The following is a 19,245-nucleotide window of genomic DNA, read 5'->3' as shown; positions in this document are numbered from 1 at the left end:
TGCTGACCATTCCGATTTCTGGCCTTATTTTCTCTTTCTGTTTGGTCTCCAGTGGGTCATCGCGGCCATTCGTGAGCGAAACAACGCCAAGTTGCTCGGCACTCCTTTTGCATTTTTCGATATCGCTACTGCGGGCATGGCGACGATGATGCTATGGCTTCGCCGCTCAACCCGCTACGCTCTTTTCCTAGCTGTTCCGGTTACGGCGCTGTGCACTGTTCTCTCGCTCGGCCTCTATCTTCTGGGCCATGAGAAAGAGGCGCTCAGTGCTCTCCACGTGGCGCTGATGGCCGGATTTGGGGGCTGGCTTCTGGATCTTCTCGCTTCAATGATCGAAGAAATCTAAGCGCTGGGGTTTTTTCGTCGGAGTCATACTGTGTGCCGGTATGGAGGCCGGCCCGTATGACCCAAGCGCTGTCGGGAACAAGAAACTTGCAACTGGAAAAACCCAACCGGATATGAACTCTCTTCATAATTTTGATGAAGGTCTGTTTTTTCTATTCGGTCGCATCATGGCCTGACAGAAACGCAGAACGGAATTTTATTATGTGGAAGGACAACAAGATGACATCTGAAGCACACCGCAAAAGCCCCTGGGCCACACCCTGTATTATTGAGCTCACATCTGGCGAAAACCCCTTCTCTCTCTTTCCGCGAGAGCCATCCGACCATTTTACGCTCATAAGATCGAAAGCGGGTATGACCTCCTTCTGCGTCCTGACAGACCCAAGAAGTGACCCGTCTCTCACGAAGAACACCCCGCCCGAAGATAGCCAGTGAGCGGCTCATGGTTTCTCCACGCTCCACGACGAAATACAAACCCCGCCAGCCGGATCTGTTTGGATATCGCAAGCCACGCGCACCACAGCGCTATCTGGCACACATGATTGATGTTGGAGATCACGGCTGTATTTACGAACCGGGCAATACATGCGTTGCCTTGTTTTCATGCGCCCGCTGTGGTTGGGAGAGTGGCTGGATTGAGCGTCAGAACAAAACACATGTTCTACGGGGCGTGGCCTGTGCGAAGTGCAACGATCAACCCCAAGGATCGTTGGCGGGCTAAGTCCCCTCTATGCGATAGCAACAATACCTTGCCTATGATTTACGGCATGTTAAATGGGTTTTTCCGTTACAGGTCAGAGATTTAGTATTGAGACGACATTCAGACAACAGAAAGACAGGCACAATGGCAGCGTCCACATCCATTTACGAACCTGACACACAAAAGGTGGAACAGACCGTTACAATCATATCAGCCTATGTAAGCCACAACACGGTCAGCACCGAAGCCCTCCCAGATCTGATCAGATCTGTCTATGCGACACTCGATACACTCTCACTCTCCCAATCTGCTCCTAAAGCCCCTGAGAAAGCCGTAACACCCGCAGTTGGTCCAGTTTCTGACGTGATACCTGAACCACCAGTTCCCGAAAAAAGCGTGTCTCAAGAACACACACCGGCGGTACCCATCAAACGCTCGGTTTTCCCAGATTATATCGTCTGTCTTGAGGACGGTAAGAAAACCAAGATGCTGAAATCCTACATTCAGAGACATTTCAACCTGACCCCTGAGGATTACCGCACACGCTGGGGATTGCCCCCGGAATATCCTATGGTGGCACCAAACTACTCTGCACAGCGGGCCGCCATTGCCAAGCGCAACTCACTGGGGCGACGCGGCGATGACACCAATGCCACACTCTCATCAGGTGAATCTCATATCGCGTCAAATCGTAAAGCACGTGGGCGCAAAACGAAATAAGTCTGACCATTCAATAATAAAGTCCCTTTCTCGTTTTCGGTCGCATGACGATGGATGACACCTGAAGCATCGATACACAAATGGGAAACGAGACATGGATAGCGATAGTGTTAGGGCCTGTTAGGGCTTGAAATTCTTCCTATATTACAGGGATGGGAGAATGCGACGGAACTGGCACTGGCACCGGCCCTTTTACGGACGAGACATGGGCGATCTGGGAACCTCTGATTGAGGCGGTTCGCCCAAGGGGCAAGACGCCGTCCCATGATCTGCAGCGCACGATAGCAGCGATCTTCTGGCGTCATGAGAATGGCGCGAAATGGCGGAGTATCTCCGCTGAACTCGGTCCCTTGGTGGCGGGCAGCACAACTTTTCATCCGCTGGGCGAAACTGGGTGTGTGGGAACGCCTGCTCGACCTGGTTCAGGACCAACAGGTAGTGGCACTCGGCATGACTTTTCTGGATGGTACAAACATCAGGGCTCACCACAAAGCGGCGGGAGCCCAAAAAAGGGGCCTCTTTCGAAGAGCGAGACCATCGTGAAGCACTTGGCCGTTCTCGCGGCGGCTATGGCACGAAAGTCTGCGTGATCGCGGATGGGCATGGAAAAGCCTTCGGTTTTGCTTTGGCCCCCGGACAGGCTCACGAACTGTCCCTGGCACCAGCCATGCTCGCCAGCCTCCCCGCCATTCCTGCGAAACGACACGATGGGGCGGTCGCCTGCCCAAAATGGGTCTATCGGTGCCGGCATCTCGTTGAGAACCGCTGGGCTCGCCTCAAGGAGTGGCGCGCTGTCGCAACCAGATGTGAAAAAACAGCAACGTCGTTCCTCGCCATCATCCACATCGCTGCCGCAGCAGACTGGATCAAGCCATAACAGGCCCTAGCCAATATCGTCTATAATATGCGCTGCTTCCTCTTCCTGGAGCGGATCGGCACCACAGCATAGCAATCCAGTGGGTAACAGCCCCCGATCTGCTCAAAACGCAGATCAAAAGCAACACAAAGAACCGTCAATCAAATCGCCAAAAGCCTGAAATCACGAGCCAGCCCCATCAACCAACAGTTCTTCGATCCCTCCACATGCGATGAGGCTGACAAGAGGGCGCACACTCTGACAGCAGTTTCACAAACACTGCCTCCACGTGATGGGGTAATGCTCTACTCATCAACCAGTCCGAAAAGAATACGGCATATTCAGCTTACCCCTAAAGGGATGCGAACTGAGCCAAAATATCCTTGTCACGAATACGGTCATCGTTCAGCAGCATGATTATGCGTTGCAGGATAAGGTCCAGCCGATCATCATCATGCAGAGGCTTGTAGGCAGATCCCTTTTGCCGCGCTGAGTTTGACAGAGTTGTGCTCAGAAAAAGATGACGAAGGTCGGGAAGAATCATGACATCAGCACTCCCCAGGTGAAGCCGATACTGATGTCGTTTCCCTTCTATCATGATGTAAGGCCCCTCAAAGCGCAAACGATCATCGACTTTCATACTCTTAACGATGACTGCAATCTCATCGCGTCGTGATGCGGCAAGCGCTCCAAAGTGAGGCTCTTTAGGCAAAGGAATGTCAGCCAGTCCGGCCTGACGCCGCCAGACACCCAGATCCGGAATCGCGTAGATCGTTTCAGCATTAAAAGAGACGTCGCTGGCAGCGATCGAAATCATAAGATCAAGATCACGCATAATTTCGGAAAAAACAACGGGAGGAATGTCTCCCAGCCGCACCGGCGTCTGCATTTCTTTCAATTTACGCCCACCATCATACAGCCAGTTCCCGCCATCTTCCAGAACGCAAAACCTTAACCTGTCTGTGATGATATGCGAAAATGTTCCCGCACCATGCGGCAAGTGATCAATCCCCACCCCACCGGTACGCCAATCGGCATAAATGCCATGAGCTGGCAGGCTGAACGCCCACGGAGCACTTTCAGAAGAAGGCATATGAGGCGAGAGATTACGGATACGCCACCCTCTTTTACGGCCTATTTCAACGACCTGAGCCTGATTGAGGATCCGTCTGGCATAACGATAAGATGCTGGTGAGCTTTCTCGCTCCTCCTGCGTGAGTGTGTATGTCTCCCGCCATGCCTGACGGATAGGCTGTTCGATCTTCAGTGCTTTAAGCTGTTGACGCCAGAGTGTAACGCAGGAGGACTCTGCACCATCCTGAACGCCGTTATGAAGAGGATGCCAAAGGCTCAGAAGTAAGTCCCCATGCGGAACCGGGAGGCGCGTACCATCCGAACCGTAAAGCCCGCCATCCTCTCCGATCATGCAAGTGAAGACAGTCAGGTCGGGATACGCTACGAGCCATATCTGGCGTCGTGCAAGCCAGCTCAGGACGGGATGGGCAAGCCAGCGCTGCTGAAAAGCTGACCACGTCCAGCTCTGCCCTGTCAGCCAAGATCGCTCGAGCCGCTGGCGATGGATGGCCATATCGGCTGTCAGCGATTTTGCATCAGCGCGAAGGTCACGTAACGTTGTTTCGGACTGAGCGTCTGCTTTGATGGAGGCAGGAGGTTTGCTCAGCAGAGCACCAAGCGGATCGGCATAACGAATAACGGCCTGCCCCGAACCCGCCAGGGTCAGAGTCGCCGTAACCCCTCCCACCAATGGCTCGACGCGGCAATGCTGCTCATCCAGGCCGTACGTCAGCGCTACGAGCTCCTCTGCTTCAGCTGTCGTCAGACCGGAGCGCTCGGCGGCTTGAGCCAAAGCAACATTCAACTGTTTCAGCATGGTGGCGTGACGGGTTTTTGCCCTAAGCCGTGCCAGCCCCCGGATAGCATCAGGAGAAGCAATTTCGCCTACCGTCGTAACCAGACGGTTGAAGTGGGCAACATCTTCGTTCCTGAGAGCCTTCGCACACACTGGCAACAGCCAGGCAACGTCCGCCGGGTCCCGTGCGGCCGCGATCATCCACAGACATCCGGGAAATATGCTGTCTGATAATTCCGGTTTACGAATGACGCACCCTTCCTGCTTTTGGGCGACGGGTTTTGGATTTCTGTCTGGAAATTTTGTTCTGAGTAAATGGAATCGACCAAGCTGCATGATTCCAGAACCCTGTGGCCGCCCGAGCTGGAAAGTGTAGAAACTCGGGTTCTGGATCAGAACTTCAGCAATAACTGAAACAGATCCGGCCTGTTTGAAGGCAACGTTGAGAAGACGTATAAATCGCGGAAAAATAGCCGCACGATAGAGAGAGGGGATACCCAGTATACCGTAATAGGTCGAATGATCATCCCCGATCCTGTCAAGCTCCTGAATGACGCCGCGAGCGAAGGCCAGGAACTTGCTCCCGTCAGGTTCTTTCAGTTTATCCAAAAATCGTGCGAGAGTCTTTTTTGAAGGACGCGGTACCTCTGGCACCTGAAAAAATTCGAGACGATCATCCATCGCCTCCAATGAAGAGGCCGGATCTTCACGAAAGACAAGTTCTCGAGCAAGCCAGTAAAGATGCGGAAAACTGCGTGCCATTTCTTCTCTGTCGTGGCATGCCTGATCGAACCATGCCTCATTCGGCAAACTATGAGCTGCACGGCTGAACAACCGAAAATAAGCATGCATACCACTTTTGGCATAAGAGCGCTTCGGCTGCCCGGGGATATCACGTCCGCTCGTATCCGGATAAAGTTTTGATGTCGCAAACCCTAGCGTATGACTGACATTTTCTCTGGCATATTTTCGCAACCAGCGAGGAGGTCGAGGAAGCTGACTGATCCCAATCAGCGTCTCATCCATACACGCAGCGATAGGCATATGATTTTGAATCATGTAATCAGACAGAGAATGTTCTGGAATCATATAGTAATCACGAATCTGCTTTTTATGGCGCTTAACCCAGGCAGCTTCCAAATTTGAGAATATCTGCGGATCAACCTTCTCCATCTCGCTCCTCCAGCGGATTAACTGCTCATCCATACGCCCAACATCTGCCAGAATCATGCGAGCGATTGCGAGTTCCGTATCAAGAAGATCATGCTGTGCTGGTGTCATGTTGGTGAACGTCCCGCTGTTCTCTCGTCTAACAATTCAGTAACAACTATAATAAGATAATATACAAATCGTTGATCCTGTAAGAGAAGCCACCAACACTCAGTTTGCAACAGAGATCTTTTTTGAGGATGGCTTTGTCAGAACATTTTAACGTTACTGATGCAACAGCTCCCGCGTTCTCATTTGTTGCGCTTCGATATAGGCTGTGGCGCTATGCGCCATTTTAAGAGCCTGCAAAAGATGATGGTCCCGCAGCAACTGTGCTGAAACCCATGTGCCGCTGTCATTTTGTCCGTAATGACCGGCTTTTTGCACCTTTGACAGTAATCGGGCGATATTACCGCGAGAAACACGATAATGCTTTGCCATTGCACTGGCACTTCCAAGGTGAACGTAAACGCGTCCGTCATCTGAAGGCGTCTCTTTTTGAGACCGTGTCATTTCGTTAAGGACCGAGATCTCGATTGTTGTATTAACCAGCGGTGCGATTGAAGGAAGAGGTGCGTAATAGAGCGGGTCATGGAGCATACGTCGTGCAAAAATTGGATGCATACCTTCGCACGACCGGAGCGCCGTGGCGGGGGCAAGAGCGGTGCGTCAGCACCGGGATCGGAGCCACGCACAGACCGCTTGCGGTCGAGCATGGAGAGAACCCACCGTTTGCCTCAGCCTCCAGACTATGGCCCTTCTCTTTCAAATATTTCCTTTTATTTTCTCAACTGTGTGAATGTTCTTTTGAATGATCAAAGGGTGTTACAAAAAAGCGATCCATAGAGACGGATCGCCTTATTACTGCTATCGAGCATACGAGGTTGATGGCAACCTGTCGAAATGGCTAAAAGTTCCGGGATGCCCGTAGTTTTCACTTTACAGTAACTACGGGCATCCCGTATTATCGTCTCATGGATAACAGGTTTGACCCCGCAAAAGACCTCGCCAACAAAAAAAAGCACAAACTGTCTCTGGCCTTTGGCGACCGTATTTTCGAGGACGATAATCACCTGATCTTGCCCACCATCCGCATTGAGGATGAGGAGGATCGCTACAAAGTGGTTGGCGTCGTGGGCGAGAAGCTGTTCACCGGTGTGTTTGTCTGGCGGGACGATCTGCCCCGCTTTATTTCCGTGAGAAGGAGTAACAAAGGTGAAGAGAGAGCATATCATTCTGCCTGCTGATCCGGCGGATTCCGAAGACCGCGCAGTATCCATCGAAGGCATGGAACGTGGGCAAAGGGCACGGTTGATCCGTAAAACCCGTAACGATCTCGGTCTGTCTCAGGTCGAGTTTGCCAGCCGTTTCCGCGTTCCTGTCGGCACGTTACGGGACTGGGAGCAGGCACGGGCGATGGCCCCCGACTTCGCTGTCGCCTACGTTCGGGTCATCGGACGGCACCCCGATATGGTAGCTCAGGCGGTGGCCTGAGCTGCCTTCCCAACGAACCGGAGATTCAGCCCATCAACCCCAAATGCCGGATAGACCTTATTACTCAGACCATAATAACTTCAAGACGATCAGGCATCGCACGGGCCAGTTCTGTCAGTTCACTGGGGATGCGTGGATCGTCGGGAATAGTAGCGTTATGCGCACTTTCATCACCATCAGACAGGCTCTCCTGATCAGTCTGGCCTTCGTCTAGATCCACTCGCTCCTCACAGTTCTCATCCTCTTCACTGTCAGTTGTGACGTCAGTATCAAAATCAGAATCACCTTCTTCTTCCTCCATCTGCGCCGCCAAACGTGCCCGAGCTTCCAGCCGCGCAGCCTGGTTCTCTAACCTGGATTTCCATTCTGAGAGCCCCGCTGTAAATGTTGCAGGTTCCGGCACCCATCGTTTTTCGCCAATGTGAGCCATAAGTGCTTCGCGCATCGCTTTACCAGTGGGTTTTTCTTCCAGACCTTCAGCCTCAACAGCTTTGGTAATTCCCGGTTTACTGTAACTTTTAAGAAAGTCTTCGAAGGCCATTGTGGGCATATGCGCGTCTGCACCAAACAACACCCCAAGGATCTGGGCGGGCAAACCGCTACCGCTATGCTGACTGAGGCCGCAATTCATGAACGTGCTAAGCACACCCAATGCTGCGTTTCTGAGAAGATCCGGGTCACGAACCAACACACCTTCTGGGAAAATGCGTGCGACAGCCAGGTCACGCTCCGTAACACTCCCATAAGGCTCATATGTATCATCACCGTGGATTTTTACGTTATTGGCACTCAAAGCCAGTATGAAAGCACCAACCAGATCCCAGGGATCTGCATTTTCTCGCGCTGCATCCAACGCCTGACGCAAAGCCTGTGTCCGAACATCCCCGATAATTTTAAGCCCTGTGCCTGAAATATCGGGGCGCTCTTTAGGTTTTTCGGGTTTTTGGGCTGACGGTAAAGAAAGGGAACCATTTTCTGTCCTGCGGGTGGACTGTTCTCCCAGTTCGCGAAGCCGTCCTTTTTGAATCTGCAGTGTGCGTGGGTTAACCCAGATCGCCGGGATATCTTCGTCCCATTCCGCTTCCCATGCCCCCACCTTCCGGTATCCGTCTGGCGCAATTCCTTCCCCATATTCGTTGCTCTGGAGGTAAATGGTTCCTTCAGGTTTAGTTTTCTCAGCCCAAATCTGCTGCGCCTTAAACATAGCGGCATATTGGGTGCAGTATCGATTATCTTCTCCACCCTGCCCGAAGAGATCTTCTTCCCAGACGACACCAGCTTCTTTTGCAGTCTCGTCGTCAAACTCGTAGTTGCGAGCATATAATTCGACCTGATCAAGATATCTTACAAATTCCGACCAATCGAAATGTGTGGCGTCTTCCCTACTCATCTCATAGTCGGCCGGATCTGCTCCTTCGTCAGCGCTTTCCGCCCAGATCTCGGCCCATACATCGCGTTGGCGCTCCAGCGGAGTGCGCGCAATTGCGTTCCGGTCCGTATAGGAAGGCCCAATCCCACTATCGATTGCCGCAATAATGGGCGGATGAATTTGGGACAACAGCATCAGGCCACGAAGATAGGCTGGTGTGACCATAAAAGCCCGACTGATTTCCGTATCAGTAGCGCCCTTCGCGCGCATATCCAGCACACCACGCCATTGTTCGGATTCCGTCATATCGGCACGCACGACGTTCTCGGCGACAGCGGCCATCGTATCGCTTTTTTCATCACCAGAACGGACATGCACGTCAATTTCAGTCAATTTCGCCGCAATACAGGCCCGCACCCGCCTGTGACCAGCGACAATCATCAACCGACCGTCCTCAAGTTCCCGCACGCAGGGCGCATGTATCAGGCCCACTGTCTTGATATTCAGCGCAAGCTGATGTTCCGCACGAGGATCTGGCTGGGTCTTACGTGGATTATTCGGGTTTGGTACGAGTGTTTTGGGATCGACGCGGCGAAGTTCCGTCATGATACTCTCCTCACTTTCAGGGTCATGAGGTGTCATTTTCTGACCTCATACCTTCGGCACGGTCACAGACGCCTACACGGGGCAAGGGCGAGCGTCAGCGAGGCCCCGGAACGGGGCATACCCTTGCGGCGTGTGGGCGGCCTGTGGCCCGCCCTTCCCTTTTCGGCTTTGTGCTCTTCTTATTTTCTTAGGCCACCTGTTCAATTTTCTCTGCAACAGCAGAAGCAGTATCATCATTTGCTGTGGCCGATTTCAGCGCAGCTTCTTTTTCCTTGCCTTCCGCTTCCAGCGCAGCATCCAATGCGGATAGCTCGGCACATTTCGCCGTGAGATCGTCGGCTTCCGCAAAAGGAAGTCCTTCCCGTGCGCGATAAGCTGGCAGTCGGCGCTGTGCCTCATCCAGACTGCGACGTGCTTCAGCCAGATCGCTGTCCAGACGTAAGGCTGCGTGCTCAATCCGTGAAATCAGTCCCAGAGGCTTGGTCTCACGATCGGTCTCAACCTCGATTTCTCCTGCAGGTGTATCCAGATAGATGGAGGAGACGACTTCTGGTTTTCTCTTGTCGGACGTTCTGAACTGCTGTTCATGAGCTTCGCACATCACTTCAAAGCCGGCGATCCGACCCATGCTCCACTGCCCGGTCCGGCCTTCCCGTTCTGCAAGCCGCGCCTGCGACAGTATCCATGCTCCAGCTTTTTCACTGCTCTCAACCACCTTGGTGTCACGGTGCAGCGCAAACGCCTCGCCTTTCGTGGTGATACGCTGTGTGAGTGCCGCCTCAATTTTCGGGATCCGTGCCTGGGCTGTCTTGATGTCGCGTTCAGCTCTCTGGATCTGGCGCCGCACATTGAACTGATCATCGAAATGTGCGGCCTGCAAACGCTCAAGACGCGCGATATCGGCTTCCAAGCCAGCTTTTTGAATCAGACGCATGTCGCCTGATGCCAGCGCCTTGGCCATTGCAAACTGGTTGCCTTCCCCGCCCACATCCTCAATACGACGGATGGTCCGGTCTCCCGACATTGCAAGGCCGATAAATCGCATCTTCCGTTCAAGGAGCTGCCAGTTGGTGGCATCCACGGATCCCTGCTGGGCGTATGCGTAAACCTCCACTTCGTCATGCTGATTGCCCTGACGCACAATCCGACCTTCACGTTGCATGATATCGGCCACAAGCCAGGGCACGTCGAGATGATGCAGGGCTTTCAGGCGCTGCTGGGCATTGACCCCTGTTCCCATTGTGGCTGTTGAACCGATCAGGATACGTTTACGGCCTGCATTGAGATCACCAAACAGACGCAGCTTGGCTGCCGCCTTGTCGTAATCCTGCATGAAGGCAATCTGCTCGGCCGGGACACCCATGCGGATCAGTTCTGACCTGATCCAGTTATAAGCCGAGAACCCGCGCTTGGTCTGGGAGGCCTGTGTGCCGAGATCGGAGAAGATCATCTGCACCGCCCCCGGTAAATCGTAAGCCCTGCCCGTCTCGGGATTGGTGTAACGATTGGCAGATGTCTCATGCCAGATTTCAAACACCTTCCGAATCATCACATTCAGCTTGGAATGTGGGTCACTATCCGCCCATGGTGCGACAAAGCGCAGATCGATCGCACCATGCCGGGCATCATTCATCACACTCAGAATGATGTCGTCCCCCTTCTGTGGACGACCTGAACGGGCTTCAATCGCGCGCATCCGTTCTGCTAGTGTCTGCTGGAATGCCCGAAAATCGTCTGTGCTTTCGGCTACCACAATCTGTCTGTTACCGCCCTTAACTGAGGGCAGCTTGACATAACGGGCCAACTCGTCTGACTGAACGACGTCCGCAAAGTCACGATACATGGCCATCAAATCAGCCACATTCACGAATTCGGTAAAGCGCGTGACCGGTTTATAGAGACCGTTGGGCTGAAGCTCTAGTTCGGTGCGTGTTTCCCCAAAGTTGGCCGCCCAAGCATCAAATTCGTGGAGATTGCGTGCGACAAGAGCATCCAGATCCATATACCGTCCGACATTCCACAATTCGGCAATCGTGTTCGTAATCGGCGAACCTGAGGCCATGATCAGTGGGCGTGTTGGATCAGTCTTTGCGAGGTAACGCGTTTTAACGAAAAGATCCCATGCGCGCTGTGAGCCGTTAGGATCGACACCTCGCAGATCGGACTGATTGGTCGCGTAAGACAGTTTCCGAAAGAGCTGGGCTTCATCCACAAGGATCTGATCGATGCCCATTTCACCCATATGAAGGAGATCATCCTTCTGGGAGGCTAATCCTTCCAGTTTAGCCTCCATCCCCTCTTTCATGCGTTCAATGCGCTTGCGGGAGATACGGTCATCGCCATCCAAGCCAGACAGAATGGCCTCGTATGACGCAATCTGGTCTTCAATCATCTCCCGTTCAAAACCCGCCTCCACCGGAATAAACTTGAAAGCGTCATGGGTTATGATGATCGCATCCCAGTTTTCAGTTGCTGCGCGGGCAATAAAACGCTGGCGTTTCGCTTTGACGAAATTTGTCTCGTCCGCCACGAGAATTCTCGCCGTAGGGTAGAGCATGAGAAATTCACGCGCCATCTGGGCAAGGCAGTGGCCGGGAACCACGATAACGGCCTTACTGATCAGTCCAAGGCGTTTCTGCTCCATGACGGCAGCCGCCATGGAGAAGGTTTTTCCTGCCCCCACAGCATGGGCCATGTAGGTGCGCCCTGAGGCAATAATCCGCCAGACCACGCGCTTCTGGTGCGCACGAAGGGTAATCGCACTGCTTGCGCCCGGCAGACGCAGATGACTGCCATCAAAGGCCCGTGGCACCAGATTGTTGTAAGTCTCGTTATAGAGCTTTACGAGACGGTCAGAGCGGTCGGGATCCTGCCACACCCACTTTTCGAACGCGCTTTTAATGGCAGCCAGTTTTTCTTTGGCCGCTTCCGTTTCCTGCGTATTGAGTTCGCGTCGCTCGTTGCCATTTTCATCGCGCCAATGATCCCAGATTTTGGGAATGGACTGGGAGAGCGCGTCTTCCAGCAATTCCGCTGCATTGCGTCGTTCCGTGCCCCAGACGGATGTAGCCTCTGCGCGAGACAGAAACGGCGTTCTGTTGATACTCCAGCATGCCACTTCCGGGGTATGACGAACGGTTGTTTCAATCCCCATGACCTCTTGTACGAAGTCCTGAATATCCGTAACGGGCAACCAGGGCGCTCCCAGACGCGCTGTAATTTCAGAGGGTCGCAGATCCGGGGGCTGCACGCCTTCCAGAGCGCTGACATTGCGTGCAAACCGTTGGTCAAGTTGTGCGGCGTCACGTGCCAAAGCCAGCTTGGTCCGCACGGCACCTGAGAGCATCTCATCGGCCGTAACCCAGACGTCCCTGCCCTGCGCGCTGCGTTCAGGATCAAGGTAAACACTCTCGCCCAGTTCAACCAACGTATCGGCTTCACTCCGTCCCAGCAGTTCGGCAATGAGAGGCAGATCCACACGGCCCGTTTCATGCAAGGACACAGCCAGCGCGTCATGGGCTCCGTGTATTTCAGGCTCTGTCGGTGCATGAATGACACGCTCAGAGAATATCGGCCCCATGCGACCCGTATCCGTGCGTTCGTCATAGTCCTCAATCGAAGCCACCAGCCAAACGTCAGGATCATCCATAAAGGGCTGCAGGTTCGGACGCCGCTGGGTTTCCCGTGTTTTCCCAGTTTCAGGATTTTCGCGCAGCGTGGTGCGGGTATGATTGATGGGACCAAATTCACGCACGAAACTCTGGTACGCCGTTTTCAGAGTGCGCTGCTGCGACCCGTAAGGCAGGTTCTGCATCTGCGCCCGCAACACACTTCGTGCGGCATCACGGATGGGCACCAGCCCGCGGATAATCCGAGCATGCTTGGCAAAAATTCCCTCTGCCTGACCAGCCTTACGGATCGGGACGATCTGGGCCTGCCCCTCGCTAATCTGGTGCAGAACACCCCGTTCTACAAAGTAGCTTCCCTCCTTGAGGTCTGCACCACTTGCCGCTGTTCCAACCGTAACGCCCTCACCTGCTGGCCGGACAATGCGCGCCTCTAGCGGCTGCAGAAAATGAACGTTGGGCGCAATCCGGCTCAGGGCTTGCGGAAGAAGAAGGTCTAGTTCTGCGCCGGCTGTGACAGAGCATGTGTAACCGGGACCAAACTGCGTTGTCGTCCAGTTATGACTGCCGAGCACCTGTTCGGGATGGTCAAGGAAATACCGGTTTATGACGAGCAGACCATTTCCCTCGTCTGAGTCTGGGATGTCTGCAGTTTCAACCCAGCTCTCATTAGACGGCACTTCTCCCACTTCTCGTTTGCGGAGTGCCAAGATATCGACCACCACATCCGTCCCGGCATCGTCACGCATTGCGCCTTCAGGTAAACGCACAGCGCCAAGCAGGTCTGCGCTCTCGCCGATAATCTGTCGTGCCTTAGGATCCGTTTTGTCCAGCGTGTATCGGGAAGTCACGAACAGGGCGATACCGCCTGGCCGTAAAGCTTCGAGTGAGCGGGCAATGAAGAAGTCATGAAGACTTAATCCCTGCTTCTCCAAGCCGTCCCGACCGTGCACCGTGCGGTTGCTAAAGGGTGGATTACCAATAGCCAGATCATAGCCATGCGAAAGCTAGGCTCGGGTGAAATCCTCACTGCGGATCCATTGGTTTGGATAGAGTTTGCGCGCTATGCGGGCAGAGATTGGATCGTTTTCAATCCCTGTGAAGGCGATCTTGCCTTCCAGTTTTTCAGGTCGTGCGGCTATAAAGACCCCGGTTCCGCAACCCGGTTCAAGCACCGAACCGCCACGAAACCCCATACGCTGCACCATATTCCACAATGAGTGAACAATCAGTTCCGGGGTGTAGTGGGCATATTGTGTGGCGCGCTGCAGGCCAGCCCTTTCAGTCTCCGTCGTAAGCTGTTCAAGTTCTGAAGCAAGACTTTCCCATCCCTTGCGCACCTCTTTACCAGTGGGCGGGAAGAGGTTGTTGGCAAGTTCACCCGCACCAAAACCAGTAAAACGGGCGAGCACCTCCTGCTCTGCCTCGGTGGCGTTACGATCCTCGCGCTCCAGTTCCCCGAGAAGGGCAATCGCTGCCAGATTACCCTCAGCACGGGCTTTCCATCCGCTTGCAAGACCACGCAGTCCCTTCAGCCGGAAATCGCGCTGTGGAATACGGAAAGAGTGAGGGGAGGGGAGGCTGACTTCGGGAAGGGGCTGGTCATCGTCTAGAGACCAGAGGGATGCGAGCTCACCGGACAGTACAGTGGTATCGAACAGATTGAGTTGCGAGGCTGACATGGACATGATGGCGCACTCCGTCCAATCGGCATCGCCCGACGCCTCAGAAAGGGTCGGGGGCCTGATTGCATAGGTTTGTGAGGATTAGTGGCAAGGAGCGGGAAGGGGAGCGTCTACTCTCTCTTCATTCCTTGTCCCTTATGCCTTCCGGACAACCGGGCCGGAGTGGGGGGCGCAAGTGCGGTGCGAAGCGCCGGGAGCGGAGCCACGCACAGGCCGCGTAGCGGACGAGCATGGCGAGCACCTACCACTTGCGGCGCACGCTCAGGGCTGGTGAATATTTTCTATTGATATTATTTATCTATATTAAACGCGGTAAATTTCTTTTTTTACACGTGTAAAAACCATTAACCTTTCATTGGGCAACGGGGGTTTTTGATCATTCAGGAAGACTGAATCCTGAAAAAAATGTTTTTTACACGTGTAAAAATGTTGCGCTAGGTGATGTAAATAATATAGGTCTGTATCAGAAAGATTTTGGGAGCCTCAAGGTGCTTGGAAAAACTATTTTGTTTGCTAGCGTGAAAGGTGGGACGTCCAAATCCACACTTTCTGAATGTATCTCAGTCTGTGCCGCAAGGGATGGAATGAGAGTTTCTGGAATCGACTTCGATCCTCAAGCTACATTTCGTAACTGGGGAGATGCAAGAGAAGAAACGCAGAAATCTATTCCTTCTCTTACACGTATTCCTGTAAAGTCTTTAACGTTATCAAAATGGAAAACTGTTGAAGATTACACAGATGATAATGATTTGGTAGTTATTGATACACCTCCTGCATTAGAAAACGATGCTGATGCTTTTTTGGGTTTGTCACAACTTGCTGATGTAGTTCTTGTGCCTACTAGTGCTACTCACAATGACATATCTAGTAATACGCCTTACTTACTATCGTTAAAAAAAGCAGGTGTCAGAGCTTTTGTAGTGTTCTCGCGGGTAAATCGTCAGACTAAAAGTTTTAGAGAAGCCCGACAAAGGGTTGCTAAATACGCCCGAGTTTTGCCAGTTGAGATACCAATTGCTGAGGATATGCATGTTCACAATCATGGTGGATTGACCTCTGTCGATATTAAAGATGCCAGAGGTTCTAAAGACGTTGAGCTACTTTGGGATTTAATTAAACACGAGATAGAACTATGACCGTAAAGATTTCAAAATCATTGGCCAAAAAAATTGCTTTACGTGATGAGCCACTAACTCAAGAGCGTGAAATAGAACTTATGACTGCGGATGCTAGAAGTTCTGCGCAGAACGAATTAATTGAGATTGATGAAGATTTATTACATACACTTAACGAAGTATTCGGTGACACGGATCTTCTGAAAGATCAGAAACGTCTTCAGACGATCGTTACCCAACGTAAGATCATTTATCGCAATTTTGTAAGAGCTGGCCACGCCGCGTTGGCAATGGGAAATGCGCTTCTAGATATTGAAGCTTCTTTAACTATCGGCGAACGAGAAAGACTAAAGCAGAGCGCAGAAAAGATACTGCCATTCGGTGATACTGTAGCTTCGATGTTGAAAAGTGTTGCTCGTTTTGTAAAAACGGGCAAGGTCCCAGAAAACGATCTCCCGGCAAGCTATTCAGCAGCTTACGTCTTAACAAACATGACAGATCCGGAACTTGATGCGGCAAAGGAAGAGGGACTTATTCGTCCTGAAGTGGGTCGTAGAAAGCTATTGAATTTTCGGAAAGATTATCGCCAGCGCATAGAAAAAAATGGCGAAAAAAAGAATATAATAGACCTAGAAAAACTGGAAAACAAAAGGGATAAAATTTTGAATAGAAGGAAGAAGCTTGCATTGGAATATTTTACATTGAGCCGTGAATTCCGTGAAATCAATAAAGTCATCAAAGCTATCAAAGGCCGTTAGGTTGGCAGCGCTTTAAGGGCCATTCATGTCGTTAAACCTATTTCGTTGTAGGATTGACCAGATGTGTGGCCTTTTGGGGCACTGGAGGTTTGGATGAATGTAAAATCACTCCTATCTCAGTCGTAGTGACTTTTGCATCGGGATAAACAGCCAGTGCTATTTTCAAACTTTCCAGAAAGTTTTCTCTGAATTTTCTCAGGCGCGCGTAACTCCGCCCAAATTGAGCATACAGTGCTTTCCATGTAATTTGGCAATCAGCTGGAAGAACGTGTAATCGATAAGCGAGCCAGCAGTATATATCTAATGCTTGACTATTATTTGCTATCGCACGGATTGCGGCTTCTTGTAATGGGACTGGGTGTTTTTTTAATTGTTCAAAAAAACCTTCAGATAATTTAACTGTCTCTAATAATCCACCATTTACATGGTGAGTAAAGAGAGCTGTATCCAAGATATTTTGATTAACAAAGCCAATTTGGTTACCTTTAGTAATTTGGAAAGTCATCCGACAGCGTGAGAGCCTTAATGCCTGCTCACGAACATCTTTCATACTTTTTCCACCAATCGATACGCCTAATTTTTGTAGCCACTCACGTAGACTACGCCCAAGCTCAATTTCTCGACTATTTGTTTTAATAGCTTCTGTCTGGAGATAAAGTAGTATCAGGCGCGCCCTCGACCCGTAGGGTACGCCAATTCTAATTACACCATCTTCTGTGGCAACTGACCCAGGCTCTACCATTAACTTTAAATGTTCAGTTTCTATAAGCCATATCTGATCATCTGGCTGCCTCCTGTGAGGTAATGCTGCCTGACACCAACCACTGAAGAGAAAGCCTACACCTGTCTGTTCGTCAGACATGAAGTCAAAAGCAACTTCCAGCTCTTTCCTATCATCTGTGAAAGCCAATGCACCTTGGCGGCCGTGTTCTTCAAGAAGGCGGTGAATTCTTGCCATGTGTCTTAGATACGTACTTCTTGCTTCAAAGTCTTCGAGGACTTTTGGGGCGCAAAACTATTCGCAAAGATATTTGTATATTTATATTAGTTTGCGCCCCAAAAGTCCCTAGGATGAAATCTGTATGTCATTGAAAAGAAAGGGGTTCGATAATCTTAAGGTGCCCTAAAAGTTCATACTTCGGCCCTAAAAGTTCACATTTAACCTATGTAAAATAGCTACGGATAACGCCCTAAAAGTTCACATACGTCGAGTCTTAACAAGCAAGACGATTCAGCTTTCTATGATGACTTAGGAAAAAGTAAGTGGGTGTGAACTTTTAGGGCGGTAATGAAGTTTCTCTTCAAAACCGACTTTTACCAGGATGTCGTTTAAAAGCCTGATCCTCTTCAACATATGCTTCCAGAACTCGGTAATCGCGATGACGGGAAAATCGTTTGAGCGACATCAGGTCAATGCCATCCTGAGCGCCTGTCGTGATGGCACCCCGACGTAGACTGTGCCCGCTAAAATCGCCCTCAATCCCCGCAGCCTGACAGCGGCGTTTGATGATTGTGGCTATCGAAAAGTCCGAAAGACTTTGCGTGCCGATTTTAGGACCAGGAGCAGTCCCATTTTTTTTCGCTGTTGCAGGCAGCCAAATTCTTGGGAAGGCAGCAGTCGTCTCGTTTGTGCTCTCTGTGTTTGTTTCGTTTGACTTGTTTTTTCGTGGTGTCAGTTTTGACTCCCGTAGCCACGTCTCCCACGCACGAACTGGACAATGTCTGGTTATCCCACGGGGAATAACGATTGTGGTGCCCTGATGCTTCTTATCCCCCTTAGAGTAGGGTAGGGTGATCCGCATGCAGTCTTCATCAAGCGTGACGTGTTCGAGCTGGATCCCTGCCAGTTCAGAGCGACGAAGCGCTCCACCATAGCCAACCAGCAAAATGGCGCGGTCACGTGTATCCACCAGCGATGTCATAGGGATCTTATCAACGACCTCGCAGAGCATTTCCCAAGTCAAACCTTTTACCCGGCGTTGTGGCGTCTTGCTTGGTGAGCGATGAATTCCGGCCAGCATCTCAGAGACGAGAGCATGTGTCGTAGGTATGGGTAGATGTGCCACATGATGAAGATAGCGCAACGCAGCCCTATAGAGTTCAATAGTTGCTGGCTTGCGTCCGCGCAAAGCCAGATCAGCTAGATAGGTTGCAACATCTTCGCTTCGCGCAGGCAGGGCAGGGAGGTCATGACGTTCAGCAAATGCACACCAGCCACGGATGGCCGACCGGTAGGCTCGGCGGGTGTTAGCGGCCTTACCGATCTGAACGAATGTGCCTACGGCTGCCTGTGATGTCTCCAGTTGGCCGTCATGTTTGGGAACCTCAGCTTCGGCCAAAGCCGAGAACCAGCGGACAACATTGGCAGGAGCTTGTCCGATAGGTGCAGGTGTCGGGATAGAATTGACCTTGTCCTTGCTCGGAAGGAAAGATGGTCTTTCGTTATGGTCCGACGAAACAAGCGACGCGACAAACGCCAAGCGTTGTCGATCGATCTCAAGAGCTACTTCGAGATGGTAGCCGCTGGGGAGAGAGGAAAGGGCACCCTCAAGAAGTTTACGCGCACTGGCTGTGTGTTCGGCACCGTCGGGCAATTCAGTGTCGGGGAGAGCAGAGCCATCCGGAAGCATGCTGCCGGCGATAAAGACAGGAAGGGGCGGGGAGAAGCGTGCTGTCGAGAGAATGGGACGCAGGACGTCGATCGTAATGTCGGATTGAGCCAAACGCTGCCTGGTGAGGCGGTCTACCTGTTCTAGAATACGCGAGCGTAGAACAGGCCAGGATCCGGTCAGGTGTAGAGCATCAAGCATTGCTCGTTATCCTTTTCCCGAAAAACCAGCATAGTCAGCTCCCTCAGCAATATCCTGACGCAGTCGCTGCACCGCGACGAGC

13 protein-coding genes and 2 pseudogenes are annotated in these 19,245 nt (G+C 51.9%); 9 read left to right on the top strand and 6 right to left on the bottom strand.

Annotated elements, in window-relative coordinates; all coding sequences use genetic code 11:
* Positions 1 to 91 precede the first annotated feature (91 nt).
* The 5 genes and pseudogenes from CSR02_RS03430 to CSR02_RS03410 all read left to right on the top strand — a co-directional run bounded on the left by CSR02_RS03430 (position 92) and on the right by CSR02_RS03410 (position 2,642).
* Positions 92 to 346, top strand: coding sequence for a hypothetical protein (locus CSR02_RS03430; protein WP_003626732.1), 255 nt, complete (start codon positions 92 to 94; stop codon positions 344 to 346).
* Positions 347 to 564: 218 nt separating this feature from the next.
* The gene (locus CSR02_RS16255) at positions 565 to 780 is read left to right on the top strand and encodes a hypothetical protein (RefSeq protein ID WP_086651091.1); all 216 of its coding nucleotides are present in this window, start codon (positions 565 to 567) and stop codon (positions 778 to 780) included.
* Positions 781 to 787: 7 nt separating this feature from the next.
* Positions 788 to 1,066, top strand: a complete 279-nt coding sequence (locus CSR02_RS03420; RefSeq protein WP_003626728.1) for a hypothetical protein — start codon at positions 788 to 790, stop codon at positions 1,064 to 1,066.
* Between the two features lie 123 nt (positions 1,067 to 1,189).
* Complete coding sequence (locus tag CSR02_RS03415; protein ID WP_003626726.1) at positions 1,190 to 1,765, top strand: MucR family transcriptional regulator; 576 nt, start codon at positions 1,190 to 1,192, stop codon at positions 1,763 to 1,765.
* 152 nt (positions 1,766 to 1,917) lie between these two features.
* Positions 1,918 to 2,642, top strand: a pseudogene (locus tag CSR02_RS03410) (IS5 family transposase).
* A gap of 331 nt (positions 2,643 to 2,973) precedes the next feature.
* Here CSR02_RS03410 and CSR02_RS03405 read toward each other — a convergent pair.
* Entirely contained in the window at positions 2,974 to 5,772 is a 2,799-nt protein-coding gene (locus CSR02_RS03405) for a DUF4132 domain-containing protein (protein WP_003625666.1), read from the bottom strand.
* Between the two features lie 153 nt (positions 5,773 to 5,925).
* Positions 5,926 to 6,324 carry a hypothetical protein gene (locus tag CSR02_RS03400; RefSeq protein WP_020936783.1) on the bottom strand — a complete coding sequence of 133 codons (399 nt, stop codon included), beginning with the start codon at positions 6,322 to 6,324 and terminating at the stop codon, positions 5,926 to 5,928.
* Between the two features lie 350 nt (positions 6,325 to 6,674).
* Between CSR02_RS03400 and CSR02_RS03395 the strand changes: the two genes are divergently transcribed.
* The gene (locus tag CSR02_RS03395; RefSeq protein WP_003625670.1) at positions 6,675 to 6,947 is read left to right on the top strand and encodes a BrnT family toxin; all 273 of its coding nucleotides are present in this window, start codon (positions 6,675 to 6,677) and stop codon (positions 6,945 to 6,947) included.
* Complete coding sequence (locus CSR02_RS03390; RefSeq protein WP_003625676.1) at positions 6,916 to 7,194, top strand: helix-turn-helix domain-containing protein; 279 nt, start codon at positions 6,916 to 6,918, stop codon at positions 7,192 to 7,194. Before CSR02_RS03395 ends, CSR02_RS03390 begins: the two co-directional genes overlap by 32 nt.
* Before the next feature lie 64 nt (positions 7,195 to 7,258).
* On the opposite strand, the gene CSR02_RS03385 is transcribed toward CSR02_RS03390, so the two are convergent.
* Both CSR02_RS03385 and CSR02_RS03380 read right to left on the bottom strand, forming a co-directional pair.
* Positions 7,259 to 9,169, bottom strand: a complete 1,911-nt coding sequence (locus CSR02_RS03385) for a ParB N-terminal domain-containing protein (protein ID WP_035362435.1) — start codon at positions 9,167 to 9,169, stop codon at positions 7,259 to 7,261.
* Positions 9,170 to 9,356: 187 nt separating this feature from the next.
* Positions 9,357 to 14,483: pseudogene (locus CSR02_RS03380) on the bottom strand (DEAD/DEAH box helicase family protein).
* A 485-nt stretch (positions 14,484 to 14,968) separates the two neighbouring features.
* Here CSR02_RS03380 and CSR02_RS03375 point away from each other — a divergent pair.
* Together CSR02_RS03375 and CSR02_RS03370 are read left to right on the top strand one after the other, a co-directional pair.
* A complete protein-coding gene (locus tag CSR02_RS03375) occupies positions 14,969 to 15,616 on the top strand; it encodes a ParA family protein (RefSeq protein WP_162870759.1) in 648 nt (215 codons plus the stop codon).
* Positions 15,613 to 16,353 carry a hypothetical protein gene (locus CSR02_RS03370; protein WP_099540575.1) on the top strand — a complete coding sequence of 247 codons (741 nt, stop codon included), beginning with the start codon at positions 15,613 to 15,615 and terminating at the stop codon, positions 16,351 to 16,353. Before CSR02_RS03375 ends, CSR02_RS03370 begins: the two co-directional genes overlap by 4 nt.
* A 37-nt stretch (positions 16,354 to 16,390) precedes the next feature.
* Here CSR02_RS03370 and CSR02_RS03365 read toward each other — a convergent pair whose 3' ends face one another.
* Positions 16,391 to 17,311, bottom strand: a complete 921-nt coding sequence (locus CSR02_RS03365; protein WP_099540574.1) for a replication protein RepA — start codon at positions 17,309 to 17,311, stop codon at positions 16,391 to 16,393.
* A gap of 343 nt (positions 17,312 to 17,654) precedes the next feature.
* Positions 17,655 to 19,163, bottom strand: a complete 1,509-nt coding sequence (locus CSR02_RS03360; RefSeq protein WP_099540573.1) for a tyrosine-type recombinase/integrase — start codon at positions 19,161 to 19,163, stop codon at positions 17,655 to 17,657.
* Positions 19,164 to 19,245 lie beyond the last annotated feature (82 nt).

Origin of the sequence: Acetobacter pomorum, from assembly GCF_002738225.1 — a bacterium.
In the GTDB taxonomy this organism is placed as follows: domain Bacteria; phylum Pseudomonadota; class Alphaproteobacteria; order Acetobacterales; family Acetobacteraceae; genus Acetobacter; species Acetobacter pomorum.
The sequence above is the reverse complement of the archived record's forward strand: the minus strand, read 5'-3'. Positions and strand labels throughout refer to the sequence as shown.

Coding starts and splice junctions, on each gene's coding strand:
- CSR02_RS16255 (WP_086651091.1), top strand. CDS start 565: ATGACATCTGAAGCACACCGCAAAAGCCCCTGGGCCACACCCTGTATT.
- CSR02_RS03420 (WP_003626728.1), top strand. CDS start 788: ATGGTTTCTCCACGCTCCACGACGAAATACAAACCCCGCCAGCCGGAT.
- CSR02_RS03415 (WP_003626726.1), top strand. CDS start 1,190: ATGGCAGCGTCCACATCCATTTACGAACCTGACACACAAAAGGTGGAA.
- CSR02_RS03405 (WP_003625666.1), bottom strand. CDS start 5,772: ATGACACCAGCACAGCATGATCTTCTTGATACGGAACTCGCAATCGCT.
- CSR02_RS03400 (WP_020936783.1), bottom strand. CDS start 6,324: ATGCATCCAATTTTTGCACGACGTATGCTCCATGACCCGCTCTATTAC.
- CSR02_RS03395 (WP_003625670.1), top strand. CDS start 6,675: ATGGATAACAGGTTTGACCCCGCAAAAGACCTCGCCAACAAAAAAAAG.
- CSR02_RS03385 (WP_035362435.1), bottom strand. CDS start 9,169: ATGACGGAACTTCGCCGCGTCGATCCCAAAACACTCGTACCAAACCCG.
- CSR02_RS03370 (WP_099540575.1), top strand. CDS start 15,613: ATGACCGTAAAGATTTCAAAATCATTGGCCAAAAAAATTGCTTTACGT.
- CSR02_RS03365 (WP_099540574.1), bottom strand. CDS start 17,311: ATGGCAAGAATTCACCGCCTTCTTGAAGAACACGGCCGCCAAGGTGCA.
- CSR02_RS03360 (WP_099540573.1), bottom strand. CDS start 19,163: ATGCTTGATGCTCTACACCTGACCGGATCCTGGCCTGTTCTACGCTCG.